This is a genomic window from Sphingomonas bacterium (assembly GCF_028292945.1).
In the GTDB taxonomy this organism is placed as follows: domain Bacteria; phylum Pseudomonadota; class Alphaproteobacteria; order Sphingomonadales; family Sphingomonadaceae; genus Sphingomonas.
In genome coordinates this window covers 1-21,687 of sequence record NZ_JAQGLJ010000052.1, presented here as the reverse complement: position 1 = coordinate 21,687, position 21,687 = coordinate 1, and the positions used below count along the sequence as shown (strand labels likewise).

Sequence of the window (21,687 nt, the reverse complement as noted above, 5' to 3'; positions counted from 1 at the left end):
GGCGCGCTGCGGTTCGGCCGCGACGGCGTCGCCGACCGCGCGCTGGAGGTGCAGGAGATCAGGGGCGGCACGGCGGTGACGGTGTCGCCGGCACCGACGGGGTTCGGGCGTTAGTCCTCTTCGAAGTCCCCCTCCCGCTTGCGGGAGGGGCTCGGGGTGGGCCTAGGGCGATAGCGGGACAGCCCCACCCCCGACCCCTCCCGCAAGTGGGAGGGGAGATTGGCTCATCGCCACCTCCGGCAGGATGGCATCCAGCAGCAGCGCGCCCGCTTCGGTGACGGTCAGCCGCCCGTCCTCCAACGTAATCAGCCCGAGCTTTTCGAGTCGCGTAATCGCCCGCAAATCAACCGGCGCGGTGCCCCCGGCCAGCGCCGCCACCCGGGCAAGGTCCACGCCTTCGCGCAGCCGTAACCCCATCACCAGCGCCTCGGTGGCGCGCGCGTGGCCGTCGAGCGGCTGTTCCTCCTGCAAGCCGTGACCGTTGCGGTCGACGGCGGCGAGCCAATTCTCCGGCTTGCGGTGCCGCACCGTCGCGAGGCTTCCGCGCCGGCCATGCGCGCCGGGGCCGATGCCGAGATAATCGCCGTAACGCCAGTAGCTCAGGTTGTGGCGGCTCTCCGCGCCCGGCCGCGCGTGGTTGGACGTCTCGTAGGCAGGGAGCCCGGCGGCGGCGGTCAACGCGCGCGTCGCCTCGAACAGGTCGGCGGCCGTGTCGCCATCGGGGACATGCAGCCGCCCCTGCGCGGCTTCGGTCGCGAAACGCGTGCCGGGCTCGATCGTCAGCTGGTAGAGCGACAGATGCTCGGTGCCGAACGACAGCGCGCGCGCGAGCTGCGCCTGCCAGGCGGCGAGCGTCTGGTCCGGTAGCGCGTAGATCAGGTCGAACGAGACGCGCCCGAACACAGACTGCGCAAGGTCCAGCGCGGCGAGTCCCTCCGCCGCACCATGCGCTCGGCCGAGGAAGCGCAGTGCGGTGTCTTCGAGCGATTGCAGGCCCAGGCTGACGCGGTTGACTCCCGCCGCCGCGAGGTCGGCGAAGCGCGCTGCCTCGACCGACGAGGGGTTCGCCTCCAGCGTGATCTCGACATCGGGCCCGAAGCCCCAATGCGAGGCGGCAGCATCGAGCAGCGCCGCGACCGTCGCGGGCGGCATCAGCGAGGGCGTGCCGCCGCCGAAGAATACCGAACCGACCTGCCGGCCGGGCGTCAGCGCCGCTTCATGGGCGAGGTCGGCAAGCAGCGCGGCACGCCAGCGATCCTGGTCGATCTGCTCGCGGACATGCGCGTTGAAGTCGCAATAGGGACAGCGCGATACGCAGAACGGCCAGTGGATATAGAGCGCGATCGGTGCCTCTCCCTTGGCGGGAGAGGAAAGCATCAGAAGATCGCCTCGACCATCTTCGCGAACGCGTCCGCCCGGTGGCTGATCGCGTGCTTCTCGGCCGGGTCCAGCTCGGCATAGGTGCGCGTGTCGCCCAGCGGCACGAACATGGGATCATAGCCGAACCCCACCGTGCCGCGCGGCGGCCAGGCGAGCGTGCCGTCGCTACGGCCTTCCCACCATTCGACGTGTCCGTCAGGCCAGGCGAGCGCCAGAACGCAGATGAAATGCGCATCACGGCCCGCATCGGGTCCGGTCGCCGCAAGCGCGTCCTCGACCTTGCGCATTGCCAGCTGCCAGTCGCGCGTACCGGCGGGCGTCTCCGCCCAGTTCGCGGTGCGCACCCCCGGATCGCCGCCCAGCGCATCGACGCACAGCCCGCTGTCGTCCGCCAGTGAGGGCAGCCCGGACAGGTCCGCGGCCGATCGCGCCTTCAGCTCGGCGTTCGCGAAAAAGGTGGTGCCGGTCTCGTCGGGCTCGGGCAGGTCGAGCTCCTTCGCCGACACCGCGTCGATCCCGTAGGGTTCGAGCAATGCGCGGATTTCGCGCACCTTGCCCTCGTTATGGCTGGCGATCACCAGCTTGCCGGGGGCGAGCTTGCGCACCGCCTGGGGTCCGGGAAACTCCAGACTCATGCGACGGCTTTGGCCTGCGCCGCGAAAATCTCAGCACAGCCGATGCGGGCCAGCCGCAGCAGGCGCAGCAGCGCCTCTTCGTCATAGGTCGCGCCCTCGGCGGTCGCCTGCGCCTCGGCGATGTTGCCGTTCTCCAGCAGCACGAAATTGGCGTCCGCGTCGGCGGCGGAATCCTCGGGATAGTCGAGGTCGAGCACCGGCGTGCCCTGATAGATGCCGCAGCTGACCGCCGCGACCTTCTGCGTCAGCGGGTTGGTCGTCAGCTTGCCGTCCTTAAGCAAGCCGTCGATCGCCATCCGCAGCGCCACCCACGCGCCCGAGATGGAGGCGGTACGCGTGCCGCCATCGGCCTGGATGACGTCGCAATCGAGCACGATCTGGCGCTCGCCAAGCGCCTTCAGGTCGGTGACCGCCCGCAGGCTCCGCCCGATCAGCCGCTGGATCTCCTGCGTGCGGCCGGACTGTTTGCCCTTCGCCGCCTCGCGATTACCGCGCGTGTGCGTGGCGCGGGGGAGCATGCCGTATTCGGCCGTGACCCAGCCCTCGCCCTTGCCGCGCATGAACGGCGGCACCTTCTCCTCGACGCTGGCGGTGACGAGCACCTTGGTGTCGCCAAAGCCGATCAGCACCGATCCTTCGGCATGACGCGTGAAGCGCGGCTCGATGGTGATCGTGCGCATCTGATCGGGGGCGCGGCCGCTGGGGCGCATAATCGGTCTCCGTAGGGGTTCGGGCGCGCCTAGCCTTCCGCTCCGCGCCGCGCCAGCCTAGATCGGGGACATGGGCCCACCTGTCACCGAACTGTCCGACCGCGCACGCGACATCTTTCGCCGCGTCGTGGACGGCTACATCGCCACCGGCGTGCCGGTGGGGTCGAAGACACTGGCGCTCGCCGGACTGACACTGTCGCCCGCGTCGATCCGCTCGGTGATGGGGGAGTTGGAAGGGCTGGGGCTGCTCGCCAGCCCGCATACCAGCGCAGGCCGGATGCCGACCGAACTTGGCCTGCGGCTGTTCGTCGACGGCATGATGCAGGCGACCGAGCCGACGCCCGAGGAACGCGCGCAGATCGAGTCGCGAGCCGGGTCAGGCGGGCCGGTGGAGGAGGCGCTGGCGACCACCGCGGCGGCGCTCTCCGGGCTGTCCGCCTGCGCGGGGCTGGTGATGGTGCCCAAGCGCGAGGCACGGCTGCGCTCGATCGGGTTCGTGTCGCTTGCCCCCGGTCAGGCGCTGGCAGTGATGGTCGGCGAGGACGGATCGGTCGAGAACCGCGTCGTTGCACTACCCGCCGGAATCGGGGACGCGGCGCTGGTCGAGGCCGGCAATTTCATGACCGGGACGCTCGCCGGCCTGACGCTGGCCGAGGCGCGGGCGCGGGTGGAGCGCGAGCTGTCGGCGGGGCGCGCCGCAATCGACGGTGCCGCGCGCGAACTGGTCGAGCGTGGACTGGCGGTGTGGAGCGAAGATGGCGCGCGTCGTCCCGTGCTGATCGTGCGTGGGCAGGGGCGGCTGATCGACGCGGCCGCCGCCGCCGATCTGGAGCGCGTGCGCGACCTGCTCGACGATCTCGATGGCAAGCAGGAGATCGCGTCGCTGCTCGATTCGGCGGCGGCGGGCGATGCGACGCGCATCTTTATCGGCGCGGAGAACAACCTGTTCGCGCTCTCCGGTTCGTCCGTAATCGCGCGGCCGTTTCATGGCCCCGGCGGGCGGGTGGTCGGTGTCGTCGGCGTGATCGGCCCGACGCGCTTGAACTACGCCCGCGTGGTGCCCATGGTGGATTTCACGGCGGCAACGCTCGCCCGATTGATGGGTTGAACACTAAGGACCGACATGAACGAGACGACCGACACGCAGGCAGACGACCTGCGCGAGCAGACCGCCGAGGCGGCGCCGGAAGTGGCCGAGCATGACCGTTATGCGGAGCTGGAGCAGCAGCTGGCCGAGGCGAGGCAGGCGACGCTGTATGCGCAGGCCGAGGTGCAGAACGTCCGCCGCCGCGCCGAAAAGGAGGCTGCCGACGCGCGCCAGTACGCCGCGACCAACTTTGCACGCGACATCCTGTCCGTCGCCGACAACCTCGCGCGTGGGCTGGCCGCGATTCCCGATGAGCTGCGCGGTGACGAGAAGATGAAGGGGCTGGTCAACGGCCTGGACGCAACCGGCCGCGAACTCGACGCGATCTTCGCGCGCCATGGCATCACGAAGATCGTCGCTATGGGGGAAGCACTGGATCCCAACCGCCACCAGGCAATGCTGGAACTGCCGAGCGACGAACCGCCGGGCACGATCGTTCAGGAGCTGCAGGCCGGCTACATGATCAAGGACCGCCTGCTGCGGCCGGCAATGGTGGGGGTGGCGAAGGCGGGGTAGGGTTCCCTTCGCGCGCGATTTCCGTTCCGATCAGCTACGGTCCGCTGGTTTCGGGGTACATGGCAAAGCGCGCGTTCGTTGGCGGCGTGGTGAGCTCGCGCCGCAGCTCGCCCAGTCTGCTCCGTCACGCCGACACAGCCACAGCGCCTGCGCAGGCAGGAGATGATCCTCAAGCGTGATGTCATGGCCATGGCGAAGATCTCCGAACAGGCTGTCCAGAACGGACGAGGCAAGCGGAACCGCGTGAGGCCCGCTAGTTGGGTCGTCCTCGAACCAGCGGGACCAAGCGGGAGATGGCGTTGCCGAGATCAAGGCAAGGAGTGACTTCTGGCACTCGATCGCTTTCGCCAACTTCTTCACGCGAATCATGCGGTCGCAAGCTGATCGACCGAAGCCGGACGAATTCAGATATTCGACACATCGCCTTGGGGCGATAATGAGAGCGCTGGAGCCTGACCTTGTTTGTGTTTTCTCCAGCTTGGCAGCGGGCGCGAAGCCGCATGGCGAAGCACCGGACTACGACGGGTTCGGCTCGGCACCAGAGCTGGTGCCCGGCTTGGAGCGGGTGGCTCGCTACCGGTGGCCGGGAGATAACCGGACGCTGGTCGCGCAATTCCCACACCCAAGCCGCTCCGGTTTCAAAGCCGCGCGAGAGCGCTACACGCAGCTCCGAGAGCTCATGACGTCAAGCTAAACGGCGTGACCTGCACCGCTACCCCGCCACCACCTTCTTCAACTTTGCGAAAAATCCCTGGCTCGCCGGGCATTCGTCGCCCGTTTCCGTTTCGCGGAACATCTCCAGCAGTTCGCGCTGGCGGATCGACAGCTTCGTCGGTGTCTCGACTTCTACCTGCACGACCAGATCGCCGGCGCCGCGACCTTGCAGCACGGGCATGCCGGCGCCGCGCTGGCGGAGTTGCTTGCCCGACTGGATGCCGGCGGGGAGACTGATCTCGTGGGTCGTGCCGTCCAGCCCCGGGATATGGAGCGTGCCGCCCAATGCGGCGGTAGTGAAGCTGACCGGCGCGCGCGCGAAGAGCGTGGTGCCGTCGCGTTCGAACAGGTTGTGCCGCTTGACGTGGAGGAAGATGTAGAGGTCGCCCGGCGGTGCCCCCCGCGCTCCCGCCTCCCCCTCGCCGCCCAGGCGGATGCGGGTGCCTTCGTCAACGCCCGGCGGCACGTTGACCGCAAGGGTCTTGGTCTTTTCGACCCGGCCTTCGCCGCGACAGTCGGGGCATGGGTCGGCGATCATCTCGCCTGAGCCGCCGCACACCGGGCACGCGCGCTCGACGACGAAGAAACCCTGCTGCGCGCGGACCTTGCCGTGGCCGTTGCACTGCTGGCAGGTCTTGACCGACGTGCCGGGCCGCGCGCCCTTGCCGTGGCAGGTGCCGCACTGCGCGGAGACGTCGACGGTGATGTCGGTCTGCTTGCCGTGGAATGCCTCCTCGAGGCTGATCTCCATGTCGTAACGAAGGTCCGCGCCGCGCCGAGCCGCCTGGCGACCGCCGCGTTGCTGACCGCCCATGAACTCGCCGAACACGCTCTCGAAGATATCGGAAAAGCCGCCGAAATCCTGTGCGCCGCCACCGCCGCCACCATTCTGGAACGCGGCATGGCCGAAGCGATCATAGGCCGCGCGCTTTTGCGGATCCTTGAGCACCTCGTACGCTTCGGACACGGCCTTGAACTTGGCCTCGGACGTCTGACAGCCGGCGTTCTTGTCGGGGTGGTACTTCATCGCGAGCTTGCGATACGCGGCCTTTAGCGCGCCCGCGTCGGCGGTGCGCTCGCATTCGAGCAGCTCGTAATAGTCGACGGTGGTGGTCATCTATGCCCCGCGCGCAACGTCCCTCGACCTCGCTCGGGACGAACGGAGGGGAACACCCCTGACCCGTTCGGTTCGAGCGAAGTCGAGAACCATATCGCTTGCCTTACGCCTTCTGGTTGTCGTCGACCTCGGAGAACTCGGCGTCGACGACGTCCTCCTTCGGCCCTTCCGCATCGGCATCGGCCTGCGGCGACGCATCGGACTGCGCCTGCTTGTCGTAGATCGCCTGGCCCAGCTTCATCGCCACCGTGGCGAGTGCCTGCGCCTTTTCAGTCATGCGGTCGGCATCACCGCTCTCCACCGCGGCCTTGGCCTCGTCGATCGCCGCCTGGATCTCGGTCTTGAGCGACTCGTCGACCTTGTCGCCATTGTCGGCCAGCTGGCGTTCGGTGGTGTGGATCAGCGACTCGGCGTTGTTCTTCGCCTCCGCCGCCGCCCGCCGCTTCTTGTCCTCCTCGGCGAAGCTCTCCGCGTCGCGGACCATCTGCTCGATGTCGTTGTCGCTGAGGCCGCCGGACGCCTGGATGCGGACCTGCTGCTCCTTGCCGGTGCCCTTGTCCTTGGCGGTGACGTTGACGAGGCCGTTGGCGTCGATGTCGAACGTCACCTCGATCTGCGGCACGCCGCGTGGGGCGGGAGGGATGCCGACCAGATCGAAATTCGCCAGCAGCTTGTTGTCCGCCGCCATTTCGCGCTCGCCCTGGAAGACGCGGATCGTCACCGCGCCCTGATTGTCGTCGGCGGTCGAATAGGTCTGCGACTTCTTGGTCGGAATCGTCGTGTTGCGATCGATCATGCGCGTGAACACGCCGCCCAGCGTCTCGATGCCCAGCGACAGCGGCGTCACGTCAAGCAGCAGCACGTCCTTGACGTCGCCCTGCAGCACTCCGGCCTGGATCGCGGCGCCCATCGCCACCACCTCGTCGGGATTGACCCCGGTGTGCGGCTCCTTGCCGAAGAACGACTTCACCGCGTCGCGCACCTTGGGCATGCGGGTCATGCCGCCGACCAGCACCACCTCGGAGATGTCGTCGGTCTTCAGTCCGGCGTCGGCGAGCGCCTTCTTCATCGGCTCGATGGTGCGCTTGATCAGGTCATCGACCAGCCGCTCCAGATCGGCGCGGTTGATCGTCTTGACGAGGTGCTTGGGCCCGTTCTGATCGGCGGTGATGAAGGGCAGATTGACTTCGGTCGACGCGGCCGAGCTGAGCTCGATCTTCGCCTTTTCCGCCGCTTCCTTCAGCCGCTGCAACGCCAGCTTGTCCTTGGCGAGGTCGATGCCTTCGGCCTTCTTGAACTCGTCTGCGAGGAACTGGACGACCTTGTTGTCGAAGTCCTCGCCGCCCAGGAAGGTGTCGCCGTTGGTCGCCTTGACCTCGAACACGCCGTCGCCGATCTCGAGGATCGAGACGTCGAACGTGCCGCCGCCGAGGTCATAGACCGCGATCGTCTTGCCGTCCTGCTTCTCCAGCCCGTACGCCAGCGCCGCCGCGGTCGGCTCGTTGATGATGCGCAGCACTTCCAGCCCGGCGATCTGACCGGCATCCTTGGTCGCCTGACGCTGTGCGTCGTTGAAATAGGCCGGCACGGTGATCACCGCCTGCGTCACCGTCTCGCCCAGATAAGACTCGGCAGTCTCCTTCATCTTCTGGAGCGTGAAGGCGCTGATCTGCGACGGCGAATAATCCTTGCCGCCCGCCTGCACCCACGCGTCGCCATTGCCACCGCGCACGATCTTGTACGGGACCAGCTCGGTGTCCTTCTTGGTTATCGGATCATCGAAGCGACGACCGATCAGGCGCTTGACCGCGAAGATCGTGTTATCGCCGTTGGTGACCGCCTGGCGCTTGGCCGGCTGACCGACCAGCCGCTCGCCGTCCTTGGCGAAGGCGACGATCGAGGGCGTGGTGCGCGCGCCTTCCGCATTCTCGATCACCTTGGGCTTGCCGCCCTCCATCACCGACACGCAGCTGTTGGTCGTGCCCAGATCGATACCGATAACTTTAGCCATGAGTGTGTTCGAAGCCCCTGACAATGATGCCGAAGATCGCGAGCCGTTACGGCAGCGCAACCTGTGTTACTGCGCCGGATATAGGGGGGGTTCCGCTTGCCGCAAGGAGCGCAGGCGCTAAGGCGAAGGCGGTGTTTTCTCGCGTGGGGACAGGTTGATGCGGTGGATCGCGACGGTTTTGGCGGTGGCGCTGCTGACCGGATGTCAGGGGCGCGAGCCGCAGGTCACGAACGCCTGGGTGCGACTGCCGGCGGTGCCGGGTCGTCCGGCGGCGGCGTATTTCACGATCAAGGCTGGCGACGTTGGCCGAACGTTGCTCGGCGTCGGCGGTACGGCGTTCAAGCGCGCCGAGCTGCACGAGAGCATGGCCAAGGGCATGCGCGCATTGCCTACCGTCACGATCGCCGCGGGCGAGGAAGTCGCCTTCGCCCCGGCCGGTCGCCACGTCATGCTTTACGACGTCGATCCGGCTGTGACGCCCGGAGCGACGGTGCCGCTCCAGCTCACCTTCGGCGACGAGAAATCCGTCACCATCGAGGCGAGGGTGGTCGGCGCGGCGGACCCCGCGCCGGAATGAAGGTGGCTAGGCGCGCTTGCAGTCCATGCTTTCCTTGTAGCCGCTCTTGGAGGTGTAGTTGACCGTCACGCCCTCCCTGGTCGGCGTCGCGCCGGTGAAGGTCGCGCCGACCTTGCGCAGGATGTTCGTATCTAGCGAATTCCTGACGCTGCGGATGGTGCCCATGCTGACGTAGCTGGAGCCGATCCAGATCGAGCATTTGTAGGTGCCGTCCGGTATCCGCGTGCTGCCTTGTGCCGGCGCGACCGAAGCCGCGCCGGCGAGCAGGAAGGCGGCGATAACGAAAGTGACCGACCGCATCCTTCCCCCCTGTGTCCCCGCGACAACGCTACGCCTCCGGCGGGCCCGTGCAAGCGCGCAATCGCTGCTTGTAAGAAATCACAGCGCGTCGAAGTCGATCGGTCCTGCCTTGTCGAGGCGTCGGTCGGCGGGCGGCAGCGGATATTTCAGCCCCGTGGCGCAGTTGAACAGCACCACCTGCTCGTCCGCGTCGACTTCGCCGGTGCGCACGGCCTCCTTGTACGCGGCGAGCGTCGCGCCGCCCTCGGGGCACAGCAGCAGGCCGTCCTTGCGCGCGCATTCATCGACAGCGGCGAGCAGCGCGGGATCGCCGACCGCGAGCGCCTTGCCGCCCGATTCGCGCACCGCACGCAGGATCAGGAAGTCGCCGACTGCCTTGGGGACGCGGATGCCGGCGGCGACGGTATGCGCGTCCTCCCAGCGCTCGGCATGTTCGAGGCCCGCCTCGAACGCGCGCACGATCGGTGCGCAGCCCGCCGCCTGTACCGCATACATGCGGGGGCGCTCCGACCCGATCCAGCCGAGTCGTTCCAGCTCGTCGAACGCCTTCCACATCCCGATAAGCCCGGTGCCGCCGCCGGTCGGATAGAAGATCGCGTTGGGCAGGCTCCAGCCGAACTGGGCAGCGAGTTCCAGGCCCATCGTCTTCTTGCCCTCGATCCGGTACGGCTCCTTGAGCGTCGAGAAGTCGAACCAGCGGCCTTCCGTCGCGCCCTTGGCGACAAGCGCGCCGCATTCGTCGATCTGGCCGTTCACCCGCCACACGCTGGCGCCCTGCGCGGCGATCTCGCGGACGTTCACCTCCGGCGTCTCTTCCGGGCAAAGGATGACCGTCTCGATCCCGCAGCGCGACGCATAGGCGGCGAGCGCCGCGCCGGCATTGCCGTTGGTCGGCATCGCGATCCGCGTGACGCCCAGCTCGCGCGCCATCGCCACCGCCATCACCAGCCCGCGCGCCTTGAACGAGCCGGTCGGCAGCCGGCCTTCGTCCTTGACCAGGACGTTGGCGCCGCCGCTGGCAGGGATGGGGATCAGCGGTGTCTCGATCTCGCCCAGGCTGACGATGCTGGCCGTGTGGCGGACGGGGAGCAGTTCGCGCCACCGCCACAGGTCGGTCGCGCGTGCCTCCAGCAGCGGGCGCGGCAAGTTGGCCGCCACCGCGTCGAGATCGTAGCGCACCAGCAGCGGCCGTCCGACGCGTGAAAGCCCGTGCAGCTGGTCGGCGTCGTAACGTTCGCCCGTCATCGAGCATTCGAGATGGCTGACGAAGGTGGCGCGGTCGGCGGTGAGGTTCGCGTTCATTTCGTCGCCCTAGCGCGAGCAAGGACGGACGTCATGGGGAGAGCCGCCCGTTCCGCCCCCTCCGGTTGAGAGGGCGGGCTGGGCTGACTTAGAGGGCGATGAACGCCCCGACCGCCAGCACGGTGGTAGCTGCCAGCAGAAGACTGCCGGTCAGCGTTTCCATGACGCGCATTGTGGTCTCCTTGCCGGCTTTGTACCGGCGAAGAACCAGGTGTATATTGTTGCGCGCAGACGCAACTTAATTACGCGGCATTGCAGATGCAGAAAGTGCAGCTGCAATCACTGCGCTGATCCAAACACCCGCTCGAACACTGCATCGACTTGTTTGAAGTGATACTCCAGATCGAAATTCGAGGCGATTTCCGCGGACGACAGCGCCGCCGTTACCTCCGCATCACTCGCCAAAAGCGCCTGCAGCGACAGCGCCCCGTCGCTCTCCCACACGCGCATGGCATTGCGCTGTACCAGCCGGTAGGCGTCCTCGCGGCTCACCCCGGCCTGCGTCAGCGCCAGCAGTACGCGCTGCGAATGGATCAGCCCGCCCATCCGATCCATGTTGCGCTGCATGCGTTCGGGATAGACGAGCAGCTTGTCGACCACGGCGGTCAGCCGCCCGAGCGCGAAATTGAGCGTGATCGTCGCGTCGGGACCGATGTAGCGTTCGACCGACGAATGGCTGATGTCGCGCTCGTGCCATAGCGCGACATTCTCCAGCGCGGGCGTGACATAGCCGCGCACCATCCGCGCGAGACCGGTCAGGTTCTCGGTCAGCACCGGGTTGCGTTTGTGCGGCATCGCCGACGAGCCCTTCTGGCCGGGCGCGAAATATTCCTCCGCTTCCAGCACCTCGGTGCGCTGCAGGTGGCGGATTTCGGTCGCCAGCCGCTCGACCGAGCCGGCGATCACGCCGAGCGTCGCGAAGAACATCGCGTGCCGATCGCGCGGGATGACCTGAGTCGAGACGGGCTCGATCGCCAGCCCCATCCTGGCCGCGACATGCGCCTCCACGCGCGGATCGATATTGGCGAAGGTGCCGACCGCACCCGAGATGGCGCAGGTTGCGATTTCCTCCCTCGCGTGGCGAAGGCGCGTGCGGCAGCGATCGAACTCGGCATAGGCCTGCGCCAGCTTGAGGCCGAAGGTGACCGGCTCGGCGTGGATGCCGTGGCTCCGGCCGATTGTCGGCGTCAGCTTGTGCTCGCGCGCGCGTCGTTCCAGCACGACGAGCAGCTGGTCGAGATCGTTCATCAGCACGTCGGACGCGCGCGCCAGCTGTACCGCAAGGCAGGTGTCGAGCACGTCGGAGGAGGTCATGCCCTGATGCATGAAACGCGCTTCCGGCCCGACCTGCTCGGCGACCCACGTCAGGAAGGCGATGACGTCGTGCTTGGTCACCGCCTCGATCGCGTCGATCGCGGCGACGTCGATGACCGGGTTCGTCGCCCACCAGCGCCACAGCGCGGCGGCCGCGTCGGGCGGCACCACGCCGAGATCAGCGAGCGCGTCGGTGGCGTGCGCCTCGATCTCGAACCAGATCCTGTAGCGGGTTTCGGCAGACCAGATCGCGGTCATGGCGGGGCGGGAGTAGCGCGAGATCATGCAGCGCCCTTAGCAGGCAGGAGCGGTCAGAGGAGTCCCTTTGCGCGCAGACTCGCATGCCCCTGCGTGCCGATGATCAGGTGATCGTGCACCGCAATGCCGAGCGGCTTGCCGGCCGCCGCAATCGCTTTGGTAATGTCGATGTCGGCCCGGCTCGGCGCCGGGTCGCCGGAAGGGTGGTTGTGGACCAGGATCACCGCCGCCGAGCCGAGGTCCAGCGCACGCTTCACCACCTCGCGCGTGTACACCGCCGCCTGATCGATCGAGCCTTCGCTCATCACCTCGTCCCGGATCAGCATGTTGCGCGTGTTGAGGTACAGCACGCGGAACCGCTCCACCGCGTGGTGCGCCATGTCGGCGCGCAGATAGTCGAGCAGCGCTTGCCAGTTGGCGAGCACCGGGCGGTCGGCGACCTTGCTCCGCACCAGCCGGATCGCTGTGGCGTGCACCGCCTTTAGCGCGGCAACGCTGGTCTCGCCCATGCCGGACACGCGCGCGAGCGCCGCATGATCGGCCGCGAACACGCCGCCGATGCCGCCGAACTCGTGCAGCAGCGCCTTGGCGATTGGCTTGGTATCGATGCGCGGGCGACCCAGCGCGAGGATGAACTCGAGCAGCTCGTGATCGTGGAAGGCCTCGCCACCGCCATTGACCAGCCGCTCGCGCAAGCGCGCGCGGTGGCCTTGTGCGTCGAGCGGGGGATCGGCGTCGGCCATCGCGAGCGAATCTAGCCGGGGCGGGGTTGGACGCAAGCGGCGTGTTCAGCTTATGGCAACGGTTTGGGGGGCGTGAAGCGGGCGTGGAATCCGAGACCGAGCTGCACCCCTCAGGCAAACGCCGCTGGCCGCGCGTGCTGCTGGCGGTGTTTGTCGTGTTGCTCCTCGCACTCGCCGGCCTGTGGCTGGCGCGAAAACCGCTGGCGAGCGGTTATGCCGATCGCTTCCTCGCCAGCAAGGGCGTGCCGGCGCGCTACCAGGTAGCCGACCTCGGCTTTGGCCGGCAGCGGCTGACCAACGTGGTGCTGGGCGATCCCGCCGATCCCGATCTGGTGGCCGACTGGCTGGAGGCGCGCACCACGGTAGGGTTTGGGGGCGCTACCCTGACGAGCGTGCGCGGCGGGCGGGTTCGATTGCGCGCGCGGCTGGCGGACGGGCACCTGTCGCTGGGCACCATTGATCGATTGCTGCCGCCACCCAGCGGCAGGGCGTTCGCGCTGCCCGCGCTGAACGTCGACGTGGAGGATGCGCGCGTGCGGCTCGAGACGCCGCTGGGTGTCGCGGCGTTGAAGCTGGCGGGCTCGGGTCGACTGGATGAGGGCTTCGCCGGCACGGTCGCGATCGTGAGCGAGCGGCTGGCGAGCGGCACCTGCGGCGTTGGCAGCCTTGCGGGCGTGTTCCGGACGCGATCACTCGGCGGCAAACGCGGCGTGACGTTGAAAGGACCGATGCGCGCCGACCGAGTCGCGTGCGGGGGAGCCACCGTCGCGACGCTCAGGAGCACGATCGACGCGACCTGGGCGGTGGGGCAGCCGAGCGGCTCGACCGTTGCAGCGCAGGTGCTGAGCGGCGCGGTCGGCCACCGCCTGGCGCGCGCGGGCGGGGCGGAGGGGGCGGTGACGCTGGTGCATGGCGGCGGCGCGGCGTTCACCGCCGACGGAACGCTCGCGTTGCGCGAGGTGCGAGGCGGCGGAGGGAACGCGGGACAGCTGCGCTTTGCAGGCAAGCTGACCAACGCGAAGGATGCGGTCGTCAGTTATCGTGGCAAGGTTGCGGTCGCGGATGCGGACGCCGCGGCGTTGGTGCCGCGGTTCGGCGACGTGGCGGCGGGCACGCCGATCGCACCGCTACTCGCACGGGTGCAGGCGGCGGTGGGTAGCGCGGCGCGGCGGTTCTCGGCGGAAGGCGAGCTGATGGCGCTGTTCGGCGCGCGAACCCAGATCGACCTACGCGCCCTTAGCGCCCGAGCGGCGAGCGGCGCGCGCGCGGTGCTCGCGGATGGCGAGGGGCTGGCGTGGCGTTCGGGCGGCGCGGTGCGGCTCGACGGGCGGCTGGACGTGACGGGCGGCGGGCTACCGACGCTGTCCGCCCGCGTCGCGGAACGCGGCGACGGGCGGCGCTTCACCGTGACGATGCAGCCTTATGCCACCGACGGCGCACGGCTGGCGGTGACGCCGGTGACGGTCGTCAGCGAAGGCAACGCGTTGAGCGTGCGCACGGTGGCGACGCTGTCCGGCCCGCTGGGCGACGGCCGGGTGGACGGCCTGACGGTGCCGGTGGATCTGGTGCGCGGGCCGGGCGGCACCTTCCTTAACCGCAGCTGCTCGCCCGTTTTGTGGCAGCGGATCGCCGTGTCGGGACTGGTGCTCGACCCGGGCGGCGTGCGGCTGTGCCCGACCGCCGGGGCGATGGTCCGCCTCGCGAACGGCCGGGTCGACGGCGGCGCGAGCTTGGGCGCGACGCGGCTGAGCGGACGGCTCGGCAGCACGCCGGTGACGCTCGCGGCGACCGGCGCGCGGCTGCGACTGGGCGATCGTGGCTTTGCGTTGGATGGGGTGCAGGCGCGGCTGGGCCAACCCGGTCGCGTGACCCGGATCGACATCGCCATGCTGGAGGGCCGCGCGACGGCCAATGGGATCGTCGGACGGTTCAGCGGCGCGGGCGGACAGGTCGGGGCGGTGCCGCTGCTGCTGTCCGACGCGAGGGGCGATTGGCGGCTTGCCGGGGGCCGGCTGGCGCTGACCGGCGGGTTGACCGTCAGCGATGCTCAGGTCGATCGCCCACGACTTCGGCCGGTGCCCGTGCGCGACGTGACGCTGGCGCTCGGGGGGGCGCTGATCGAGGCGACCGGCACCGTCCGCGCGCCGACCGATGGACGCCTGGTCGCCAACGTCCGGCTCACCCACAATCTCACCCGGGGGGTGGGGGACGCGACCTTCACAGTGCCGGGCCTGGCGTTCGACAAGGGGTTGCAGCCAGACCAGCTCACCCCCGTCACCTTCGGCGTCGTCGCCGATGTGCAGGGGAGGGTGACCGGCGAGGGGCGGATCGACTGGACGCCGGCCGGCGTGACGAGCACGGGCCGGTTCCGCACCGCCGACACCGATCTCGCCGCCGCGTTCGGCCCGGTGGAGGGCATCGCCGGCGAGATCCGCTTCACCGATCTGCTCGCGCTGGAGAGCGCGCCCGGCCAGCGCTTCACCGTCGCGTCGATCAACCCCGGCATCCCGGTCACCGACGGCATCGTCACTTTCCAGACCTTGCGCAACGCGCGCGTGCAGGTCGAGGGCGCTCGCTGGCCCTTTTCGGGCGGGACGTTGACGCTGGAGCCGTCGCTGCTCGACTTCAGCGCAGCCGCGCAACGCCGGTTGACCTTCCGCATCGCCGGCATGGCGGCCGATCAGTTCCTCCAGCGGTTCGCCTTCAAGAACCTGAATGCCACCGGCACCTTCGACGGCACGCTGCCGATGATCTTCGACGCCAACGGCGGGCGGATCGAGAACGGTCGGCTGACCGTCCGTGAGGGTGGCGGCACGCTCGCCTATGTCGGCCCGATCACGCAGAAGGACATCGGTTTCTGGCCCAACGTCGCATTTCAGGCGCTGAAATCGCTCCGCTATCGCTCGTTGAACATTGTCATGAACGGGCCGCTGGCGGGCGAGATGGTGACGCAGGTGCGGTTCGCCGGGATCAGCCAGGGCGCGGGCGCGAAACGCAGCGGCATCGCCGGACTCGTCGTCGGGCGGCTGCAACGACTGCCGTTTGTGTTCAACATCCGCATCGAGGCGCCGTTCCGCGGGCTGCTCGACTCGACCGCCAGCTTCTACGACCCCAAACGGCTCGTCCAGCGCAACCTGCCGCGCCTGCTCGAGGAGCAGGAGAAGCAGAGCCAACCGCCGCAAGGCGGACAACTCAAACAGCCGCCCCCCGCAAAGCCCATTCAGCCTCCCGCAAGCGAGAAACTGCCATGACCCAGACAGGACCGATGATGGTAAGAGCGATGACCTTGGCGGCGGCGGCGATGGGCGGGGGGTGCGTCAACGTCACCGCGCCCGACAAGCCGATCGAGATCAATCTCAATATCAGCGTGACGCAAGAAGTGGTATATCGCCTCGACAACTCCGCCAAGGAGCTGATCAAGGAAAATCCGGGCATCTTTTGAGGACCCTCGACATGAAGACGGCAGTCAAGGTGGTGTTGGTCGCGGTAGCGCTGGCAGCCGCGAGCGGTGCGGCCGCGCAGGCATGGAAGGCGGCGGTGGCCGCTGGCCAGATCGGCGAACAGTCGGACGGCTATCTGGGCGTGGTCGGCGGCAATGGCGGCCTTGCGGCGACGGTCGCCGACGTGAACATCCAGCGCAAGAAGGCGTATAGCGAGCGCGCGGTGGCCGAGGGCACCACCGTCGAGGCGCTGGGCATCGCCGGCGGCTGCAACCAGATCCGCCGGCTACCCGCGGGCGCGAAGTATCGCGTTGGCGGCGGCGCCTGGCAGACGGTGGGGCAGGGGCCACTGCAGCTGGATCCCAGGTGTCCGTAGCGTAGCGCGGCAGCCGGCTAGGCCCGGCTGACTCGCGCAAGCTCGGCCGGCGGGTGGCGAAGCCGTCCCGTCGGACGTCACGGCGCGGCTTTGCCGCGACGCCCCTTCTTCTCCGTCCCCTCGGAAGAGCAGGGTTGGTGGATTCGGGCCCGGTGCCGCCATTTGAGTGGCCGCCATGGGAGTAAATCCCATGACGTCGAAGCTCAGCTTGTCGCTGAGCCCGGCCGGCCTCGCCCGTCTCGCGCGCTGCTTCGCTGCGCGTGTGCGGGCTACGGCGGTTGACTTGCGAAACACCCCCCGCTAACCGCTCCCTCGCCTTGGCGGGCTCGCCTTTCGGCATGTTTTCGCCTGCTTGTCTCGCACGCGCAGGAGTTCAGATGGCGGAGAACGGGCCCGGACCAGACCCCCTCGGCGACGATCCCCGCCTGCGTGCGCTCGACGAGCGGCTGCAGCGGGCGAAAGCGGCCGAGGACCAGCGGACGGGGGCGAGCAGGCCGGTTGTCACTCAGAGCGATAAGCTCGGCAATCGCGTGCTCGCCGAGTTGCTGGGGGGGATGATCGGCGGTGCGTTGATTGGCTGGGTCCTGGACCGGCTGTTCGGCACTGCCCCGCTGCTCCTGTTGACGCTGCTGTTCCTCGGCATCGGCGTTGCGTTCAGGAACATCATTCGACTTTCCAAACGCCCGAAGTAGTTCGGGCGTTTTCGTTAGGGACCAATACGTGGCTGAAGGCGGCAAGATCGACCCGATGCACCAGTTCCAGGTGCAGACGATCTGGGATGGATTCTCCATCGGCGGTCAGCAGATCGCGTTCACCAATTCCGCGCTGTGGATGTGCATCACGGTCGTCGTGCTGTGGGTGTTCATGCTCGGCGGCATGAGGAACCAGCTGGTGCCCGGCCGCTGGCAAATGGCGGTAGAGGGCGCGACGCGCTTCATTGACAACATGCTGAGCGCGAATGTCGGACCGGAGGGCAAGCGCTACGTGCCCTTCGTTTTTTCGCTGTTCATGTTCATCCTGTTCGCCAACATGCTGGGATTGCTTCCGCTGGGCGTGGTGGGCGTGCATCCGTTCACCTTCACCAGTCATTTCACGGTCACCGGCGTGCTGGCGATCCTGTCGTTCTCGATCGTGCTGATCGTCGGCTTCTGGCGGCACGGTCTGCATTTCTTCAGCCTGTTCGTGCCGCACGGTACGCCTGTGTGGCTGCTGTGGCTGATTCCGTTCATCGAACTCGTCTCGTTCATGGTGCGTCCGTTCAGCCTGGCGCTGCGGCTGTTCGTGGCGATGATGGCGGGCCATGTGTTGCTCGAGGTGCTGTCGGGCTTCATCATCAATGGCGGCAATGCCGGGCTGGGGATCGGGCTGGGCGTCGGGATCCCGTCGTTCATCCTGATGATCGGGATCTGCGCGCTGGAGGTGCTGGTGTCCGCGATCCAGGCCTATGTCTTCGCGCTGCTGACGTCGCTGTACATCAACGACGCGGTCAACCTTCACTAATCACCACATCGAATTGGAGTTGAATATCATGGACGCAGAAGCAGCAAAGCTCGTCGGCGCAGGTCTGGCCGCGATCGGCGCGGGCATGGCCGCGATCGGCGTGGGCAACGTGTTCGGCTCGTTCCTGGAAGGCGCGCTGCGCAATCCCGGTGCCGCCGACGGTCAGCAGGGTCGTCTGTTCATCGGCTTCGCCGCCGCCGAGCTGTTGGGTCTGCTGGCGTTCGTCGTCGCGATGATCCTGATCTTCGTCGCGTAACGGTTCGGGGTCGGGTTCGCCCGGCCCCTCGAGGTATTCCATGCCCCAGATTTCGCAGCTTGCCGCGACCTATGCGTCGCAGATCTTCTGGCTCCTGGTCACGTTCGGCCTGGTGTTCCTGGTCGTGGGCCGGGGCATGCTGCCCAAGGTGCAGAAGACGATCGACGATCGCGATCAGCGGATCGGCGGCGATTTGGCCGCCGCCGCCGCCGCGCGTGACGCCGCCGACAAAGCGGAGGAGGCGTGGCAGCTGCGCGACCAGGCCAATCGTGAGAGTGCACAAGGATTGCTCGCCGACGCCCGTGCCAAGGCGAGCAAGGCCAGCGAGGCGACACTCGCCAACGCGAACAAGGTGCAGGCGGGCAAGGTGACGGACGCAGAGGCCGCGATCCGCGACGCCACCGCACGCGCCGTCGCGGAGATCGAGGGCGTTGCCGCCGAGGCCGCGCAGGCGATCGTCGCGCGGGTGTCTGGCGCACAGGTCTCCGCCGACGAGGCCCGCGCTGCCGTACAGAAGGTGCTGCATGCCTGAGTTCACAAGCCTCAGCGCCGTCGTGGCGCAGAACCTCGCCAACGCCGACAAGGCGGAAGGCATGCCGACCGCGGGCACCGAGGCGCATGGCGGCGCGACACCGCACGTTGCGCCGTCGCTGTTCGGGCTGGAAGGCTATGCGGTCGTCTCCGTGGCGATGCTGGTCTTCATCGCCATCCTGATCTGGAAGAAGGTGCCGGCCGTGATCGCCGGCGCGCTCGACAAGCAGATCGCGGACATCCGTCGTCAGCTGGACGAGGCGAAGAGTTTGCGTGCCGAAGCCGAGGCGCTGCGCGATAGCTATGCCGTCAAGCTCGCCGATGCCGAGCAGACCTCCGCTGCCATGCTGGCGCATGCGCAGATCGAGGCTGACGCGCTGGTCGCCAAGGCCAATGTCGACGCGGCCGAACTGGTCGAGCGTCGCGGCCGGATGGCGGAGGACAAGATCGCCGCCGCCGAACGCGCGGCGCTGGCGCAGGTTCGCGCGCACGCAGCCGACGCCGCCGCGCGCGCTGCCGCCGACCTGATCGCAACCCGGCACGGCGTCGACGCCGACCGCGCGCTGGTCGACCGCACCATCGCCGGGCTTGGTCGCCCGAACTGACTTTGCAGAGCATGAGCATGATCCTCGCCGCGCTGCTGCTCGCCACCGCCCAGAACGTCGTTCCGACGCCGGCACCTGCCGTTTCGGTGGTCGCGGCAGCGGCCTCGCGCCTGAACCTCGACACGCCGGTGGAGACCATCGTTGCCGATCCCGCTGGCAAGGCTGCGCTCGACGGCGCCATCCCGGAGCTGATCGGCCACCCCTCCTACGAGATGTTCAAGGGCATGAGCCTGAACCAGCTCCAGAGCTATGCGGCGGACCAGTTGTCGGCAGAGGTGATGGCCAAGGTCGGGACGGCGCTCGCCGCGGTGAAGTAGAAACGACGGTCAATGCTCCACCGTCCCTGCGAGGGCGGGGATCAGTCAGTTGCACTACAGAGGGCGCGTGGGGCCGCAGCTGGAGTCGCATCAGTTCTGCGCGCCGATAAGTTTGCCTGCTGACGGCAGTAGGTGCCTGCGCAAAGTTGCTCCCGACTCCGCTCATCCCTAGATCGGGTCCATGTCACGCACCGACGCCGGCCGTCCGGACACCCCGCGCGCGGCCGAGCGCTTTCACGAGGAACAGGCGGCCTTTTCGGTGCGCGGCGAGGGGGCCGCTCCCGACCTGGAGGTCGGCGTGGCGGCGATCCGCAACGTCGTGAAGACGCTGCCGCCCGCGCCCGGCGTGTACCGGATGCACGATGCGAAAGGCGACGTGCTGTATGTGGGCAAGGCACGGGCGTTGAAGGCGCGGGTGTCGAACTACCTCGCGGTCAAGCAGCTGTCGAAGCGGTTGCAGCGCATGGTCGCGCAGACGCGGTCGATGACGGTGGTGACGACCAACAACGAGGCGGAGGCGCTGCTGCTGGAGGCGCAGCTGATCAAGCGCTATCGCCCCGCCTACAACGTGCTGCTGCGCGACGATAAGAGCTTTCCCTTCATCCTGCTGCGCGGTGACCAGCAGTTCCCGCGTATTCAGAAGCATCGCGGCGCGCGGCGCTGGCAGGGCGAGTATTTCGGCCCCTTTGCCAGCGCGGGCAGCGTCAACAACACGCTCAACGCGCTGCAGAAGCTGTTCCTGCTGCGGAGCTGCACCGACGGCTTCTTCAAGACGCGCGACCGGCCATGCCTGCTGTACCAGATCAAGCGCTGCTCCGCGCCCTGCACGGGCAAGATCGACGAGGCTGGCTATCAGGGGCTGGTCGCCGAGGCGAAGGACTTTCTCGCCGGCAAGGCGACGCAGGTCCAGGCGAAGCTGGGCGCGGAGATGCAGGCGGCGGCCGAGGCGATGGACTTCGAGCGCGCGGTGATCCTGCGCGATCGGCTCAAGGCGCTGACCTTCATCCAGGGGACACAGTTCATCAACGCCGACGGGGTGGGCGACGCCGATATCTTCGCGCTCGCGTCGAAGGACGGCGTGGTCGGGATCGAGGCGTTCTTCATCCGTGGCGGACAGAATTGGGGGCATCGCAGCTTTTTCCCCGGCCATGTCGCCGAGATCCCCGAAGCCGACGTGCTGCAGAGCTTCCTGACGCAGTTCTACGAGGAGGTGCCGCCGGCGCGCACGATCTTCATCGACCGGCCGCTGCCCGATCAGCTGCTGCTGGCGCAGGCGCTGGCGGTGCAGGCGGGGCGCAAGGTCGTGCTCGGCACGCCGCAGCGCGGCACCCGGCGCCGGCTGCTCGATCAGGCCAAGCGCAATGCCGTCGAGGCGCTCGACCGGCGACTGGCGGAGTCGACCACGCAGGCGAAGCTGCTGCGCGAGGTCGCCGAACTGTTCGCGCTCCCCGAGCCGCCCAACCGCATCGAGGTGTACGACAACAGCCACATCCAGGGCACCAACGCGGTCGGCGCGATGATCGTCGCGGGGCCGGAGGGCTATCGCAAGGGCCAGTATCGCAAGTTCAACATCCGCAACAAGGATACGGTACCGGGTGACGACTTCGCGATGATGCGCGAGGTGCTGACGCGGCGGTTCGCGCGCGCGCTCGACGAGAATCCCGACCGTGACGGCGACACCTGGCCCGACCTGGTCCTGCTCGACGGCGGCAAGGGCCAGCTGAGTGCGGCGCGCGCGGTGCTGGAGGATCTGGGCATCGAGGACGTCTGCATGGTCGGCGTCGCCAAGGGGCCGATGCACGGCCGCGACGGGCGCGAGGTGTTCCACATGCTCGACGGCCGCGAGTTCCAGCTGCCCCCCAACGCCCCCGTCCTGTTCTACCTCCAGCGCCTGCGCGACGAGGTCCACCGCTTCGCGATCGGCGCGCATCGCGAGAA

General features: G+C 68.2%; 22 protein-coding genes. 13 read left to right on the top strand and 9 right to left on the bottom strand.

What is annotated here, in order from left to right; genetic code table 11:
* Positions 1-162 precede the first annotated feature (162 nt).
* The 3 genes from hemW to rph are packed head-to-tail and all read right to left on the bottom strand — an operon-like array spanning position 163 to position 2,725.
* Positions 163-1,377: a radical SAM family heme chaperone HemW gene (gene hemW / locus JWN21_RS06855; protein WP_299647587.1), complete on the bottom strand. Its 1,215-nt coding sequence runs from the start codon at positions 1,375-1,377 to the stop codon at positions 163-165.
* Positions 1,377-2,015 carry an RdgB/HAM1 family non-canonical purine NTP pyrophosphatase gene (gene rdgB, locus JWN21_RS06850; protein ID WP_299647585.1) on the bottom strand — a complete coding sequence of 213 codons (639 nt, stop codon included), beginning with the start codon at positions 2,013-2,015 and terminating at the stop codon, positions 1,377-1,379. Before rdgB ends, hemW begins: the two co-directional genes overlap by 1 nt.
* Complete coding sequence (rph, locus tag JWN21_RS06845) at positions 2,012-2,725, bottom strand: ribonuclease PH (RefSeq protein WP_299647583.1); 714 nt, start codon at positions 2,723-2,725, stop codon at positions 2,012-2,014. Before rph ends, rdgB begins: the two co-directional genes overlap by 4 nt.
* Positions 2,726-2,795: 70 nt before the next feature.
* On the opposite strand from rph, the gene hrcA reads away from it, so the two are divergent.
* Together hrcA and grpE are read left to right on the top strand one after the other, a co-directional pair.
* The gene (gene hrcA, locus JWN21_RS06840; RefSeq protein WP_299647581.1) at positions 2,796-3,833 is read left to right on the top strand and encodes a heat-inducible transcriptional repressor HrcA; all 1,038 of its coding nucleotides are present in this window, start codon (positions 2,796-2,798) and stop codon (positions 3,831-3,833) included.
* A gap of 15 nt (positions 3,834-3,848) precedes the next feature.
* Positions 3,849-4,388 (top strand): nucleotide exchange factor GrpE, encoded by a 540-nt coding sequence (gene grpE / locus JWN21_RS06835; RefSeq protein ID WP_299647579.1) that lies wholly within the window; start codon positions 3,849-3,851, stop codon positions 4,386-4,388.
* A 712-nt stretch (positions 4,389-5,100) separates the two neighbouring features.
* Here grpE and dnaJ read toward each other — a convergent pair.
* Both dnaJ and dnaK read right to left on the bottom strand, forming a co-directional pair.
* Complete coding sequence (gene dnaJ, locus JWN21_RS06830; RefSeq protein ID WP_299647577.1) at positions 5,101-6,219, bottom strand: molecular chaperone DnaJ; 1,119 nt, start codon at positions 6,217-6,219, stop codon at positions 5,101-5,103.
* 103 nt (positions 6,220-6,322) lie between these two features.
* A complete protein-coding gene (dnaK, locus tag JWN21_RS06825; RefSeq protein WP_299647575.1) occupies positions 6,323-8,230 on the bottom strand; it encodes a molecular chaperone DnaK in 1,908 nt (635 codons plus the stop codon).
* Between the two features lie 157 nt (positions 8,231-8,387).
* Here dnaK and JWN21_RS06820 point away from each other — a divergent pair, with 157 nt between their 5' ends.
* Positions 8,388-8,807 (top strand): copper chaperone PCu(A)C, encoded by a 420-nt coding sequence (locus JWN21_RS06820; protein ID WP_299647573.1) that lies wholly within the window; start codon positions 8,388-8,390, stop codon positions 8,805-8,807.
* A gap of 6 nt (positions 8,808-8,813) precedes the next feature.
* Here JWN21_RS06820 and JWN21_RS06815 read toward each other — a convergent pair whose 3' ends face one another.
* The 4 genes from JWN21_RS06815 to radC form a co-directional block, all read right to left on the bottom strand.
* Entirely contained in the window at positions 8,814-9,107 is a 294-nt protein-coding gene (locus tag JWN21_RS06815; protein WP_299647552.1) for a hypothetical protein, read from the bottom strand.
* 78 nt (positions 9,108-9,185) lie between these two features.
* Entirely contained in the window at positions 9,186-10,409 is a 1,224-nt protein-coding gene (locus tag JWN21_RS06810; RefSeq protein WP_299647550.1) for a threonine synthase, read from the bottom strand.
* A gap of 279 nt (positions 10,410-10,688) precedes the next feature.
* Entirely contained in the window at positions 10,689-12,008 is a 1,320-nt protein-coding gene (purB, locus tag JWN21_RS06805) for an adenylosuccinate lyase (RefSeq protein ID WP_299647548.1), read from the bottom strand.
* A 26-nt stretch (positions 12,009-12,034) separates the two neighbouring features.
* The gene (gene radC, locus JWN21_RS06800) at positions 12,035-12,724 is read right to left on the bottom strand and encodes a DNA repair protein RadC (RefSeq protein ID WP_299647546.1); all 690 of its coding nucleotides are present in this window, start codon (positions 12,722-12,724) and stop codon (positions 12,035-12,037) included.
* Between the two features lie 83 nt (positions 12,725-12,807).
* On the opposite strand from radC, the gene JWN21_RS06795 reads away from it, so the two are divergent.
* From JWN21_RS06795 to uvrC, 10 genes are all read left to right on the top strand, one after another.
* The gene (locus JWN21_RS06795; RefSeq protein WP_299647544.1) at positions 12,808-15,975 is read left to right on the top strand and encodes a YdbH domain-containing protein; all 3,168 of its coding nucleotides are present in this window, start codon (positions 12,808-12,810) and stop codon (positions 15,973-15,975) included.
* 14 nt (positions 15,976-15,989) lie between these two features.
* Positions 15,990-16,166 carry a YnbE family lipoprotein gene (locus JWN21_RS06790; RefSeq protein ID WP_299647589.1) on the top strand — a complete coding sequence of 59 codons (177 nt, stop codon included), beginning with the start codon at positions 15,990-15,992 and terminating at the stop codon, positions 16,164-16,166.
* An 11-nt stretch (positions 16,167-16,177) separates the two neighbouring features.
* Entirely contained in the window at positions 16,178-16,540 is a 363-nt protein-coding gene (locus JWN21_RS06785) for a DUF1318 domain-containing protein (RefSeq protein WP_299647542.1), read from the top strand.
* A 377-nt stretch (positions 16,541-16,917) separates the two neighbouring features.
* Positions 16,918-17,232: an AtpZ/AtpI family protein gene (locus tag JWN21_RS06780; RefSeq protein ID WP_299647540.1), complete on the top strand. Its 315-nt coding sequence runs from the start codon at positions 16,918-16,920 to the stop codon at positions 17,230-17,232.
* A gap of 28 nt (positions 17,233-17,260) precedes the next feature.
* Entirely contained in the window at positions 17,261-18,040 is a 780-nt protein-coding gene (locus tag JWN21_RS06775) for a F0F1 ATP synthase subunit A (protein WP_299647538.1), read from the top strand.
* Positions 18,041-18,068: 28 nt separating this feature from the next.
* Positions 18,069-18,296, top strand: coding sequence for a F0F1 ATP synthase subunit C (locus JWN21_RS06770; protein WP_055984318.1), 228 nt, complete (start codon positions 18,069-18,071; stop codon positions 18,294-18,296).
* Between the two features lie 40 nt (positions 18,297-18,336).
* A complete protein-coding gene (locus JWN21_RS06765; RefSeq protein ID WP_299647534.1) occupies positions 18,337-18,828 on the top strand; it encodes an ATPase in 492 nt (163 codons plus the stop codon).
* Entirely contained in the window at positions 18,821-19,432 is a 612-nt protein-coding gene (locus JWN21_RS06760) for a F0F1 ATP synthase subunit B (protein WP_299647532.1), read from the top strand. The genes JWN21_RS06765 and JWN21_RS06760 overlap by 8 nt, the downstream gene beginning before the upstream one ends.
* Before the next feature lie 17 nt (positions 19,433-19,449).
* On the top strand, positions 19,450-19,749 hold the full coding sequence (locus tag JWN21_RS06755; RefSeq protein WP_299647530.1) for a hypothetical protein: 300 nt from the start codon (positions 19,450-19,452) through the stop codon (positions 19,747-19,749).
* A gap of 181 nt (positions 19,750-19,930) precedes the next feature.
* Positions 19,931-21,687: excinuclease ABC subunit UvrC (gene uvrC, locus JWN21_RS06750; RefSeq protein WP_299647528.1), on the top strand; the 1,757-nt coding region annotated here is incomplete at its 3' end.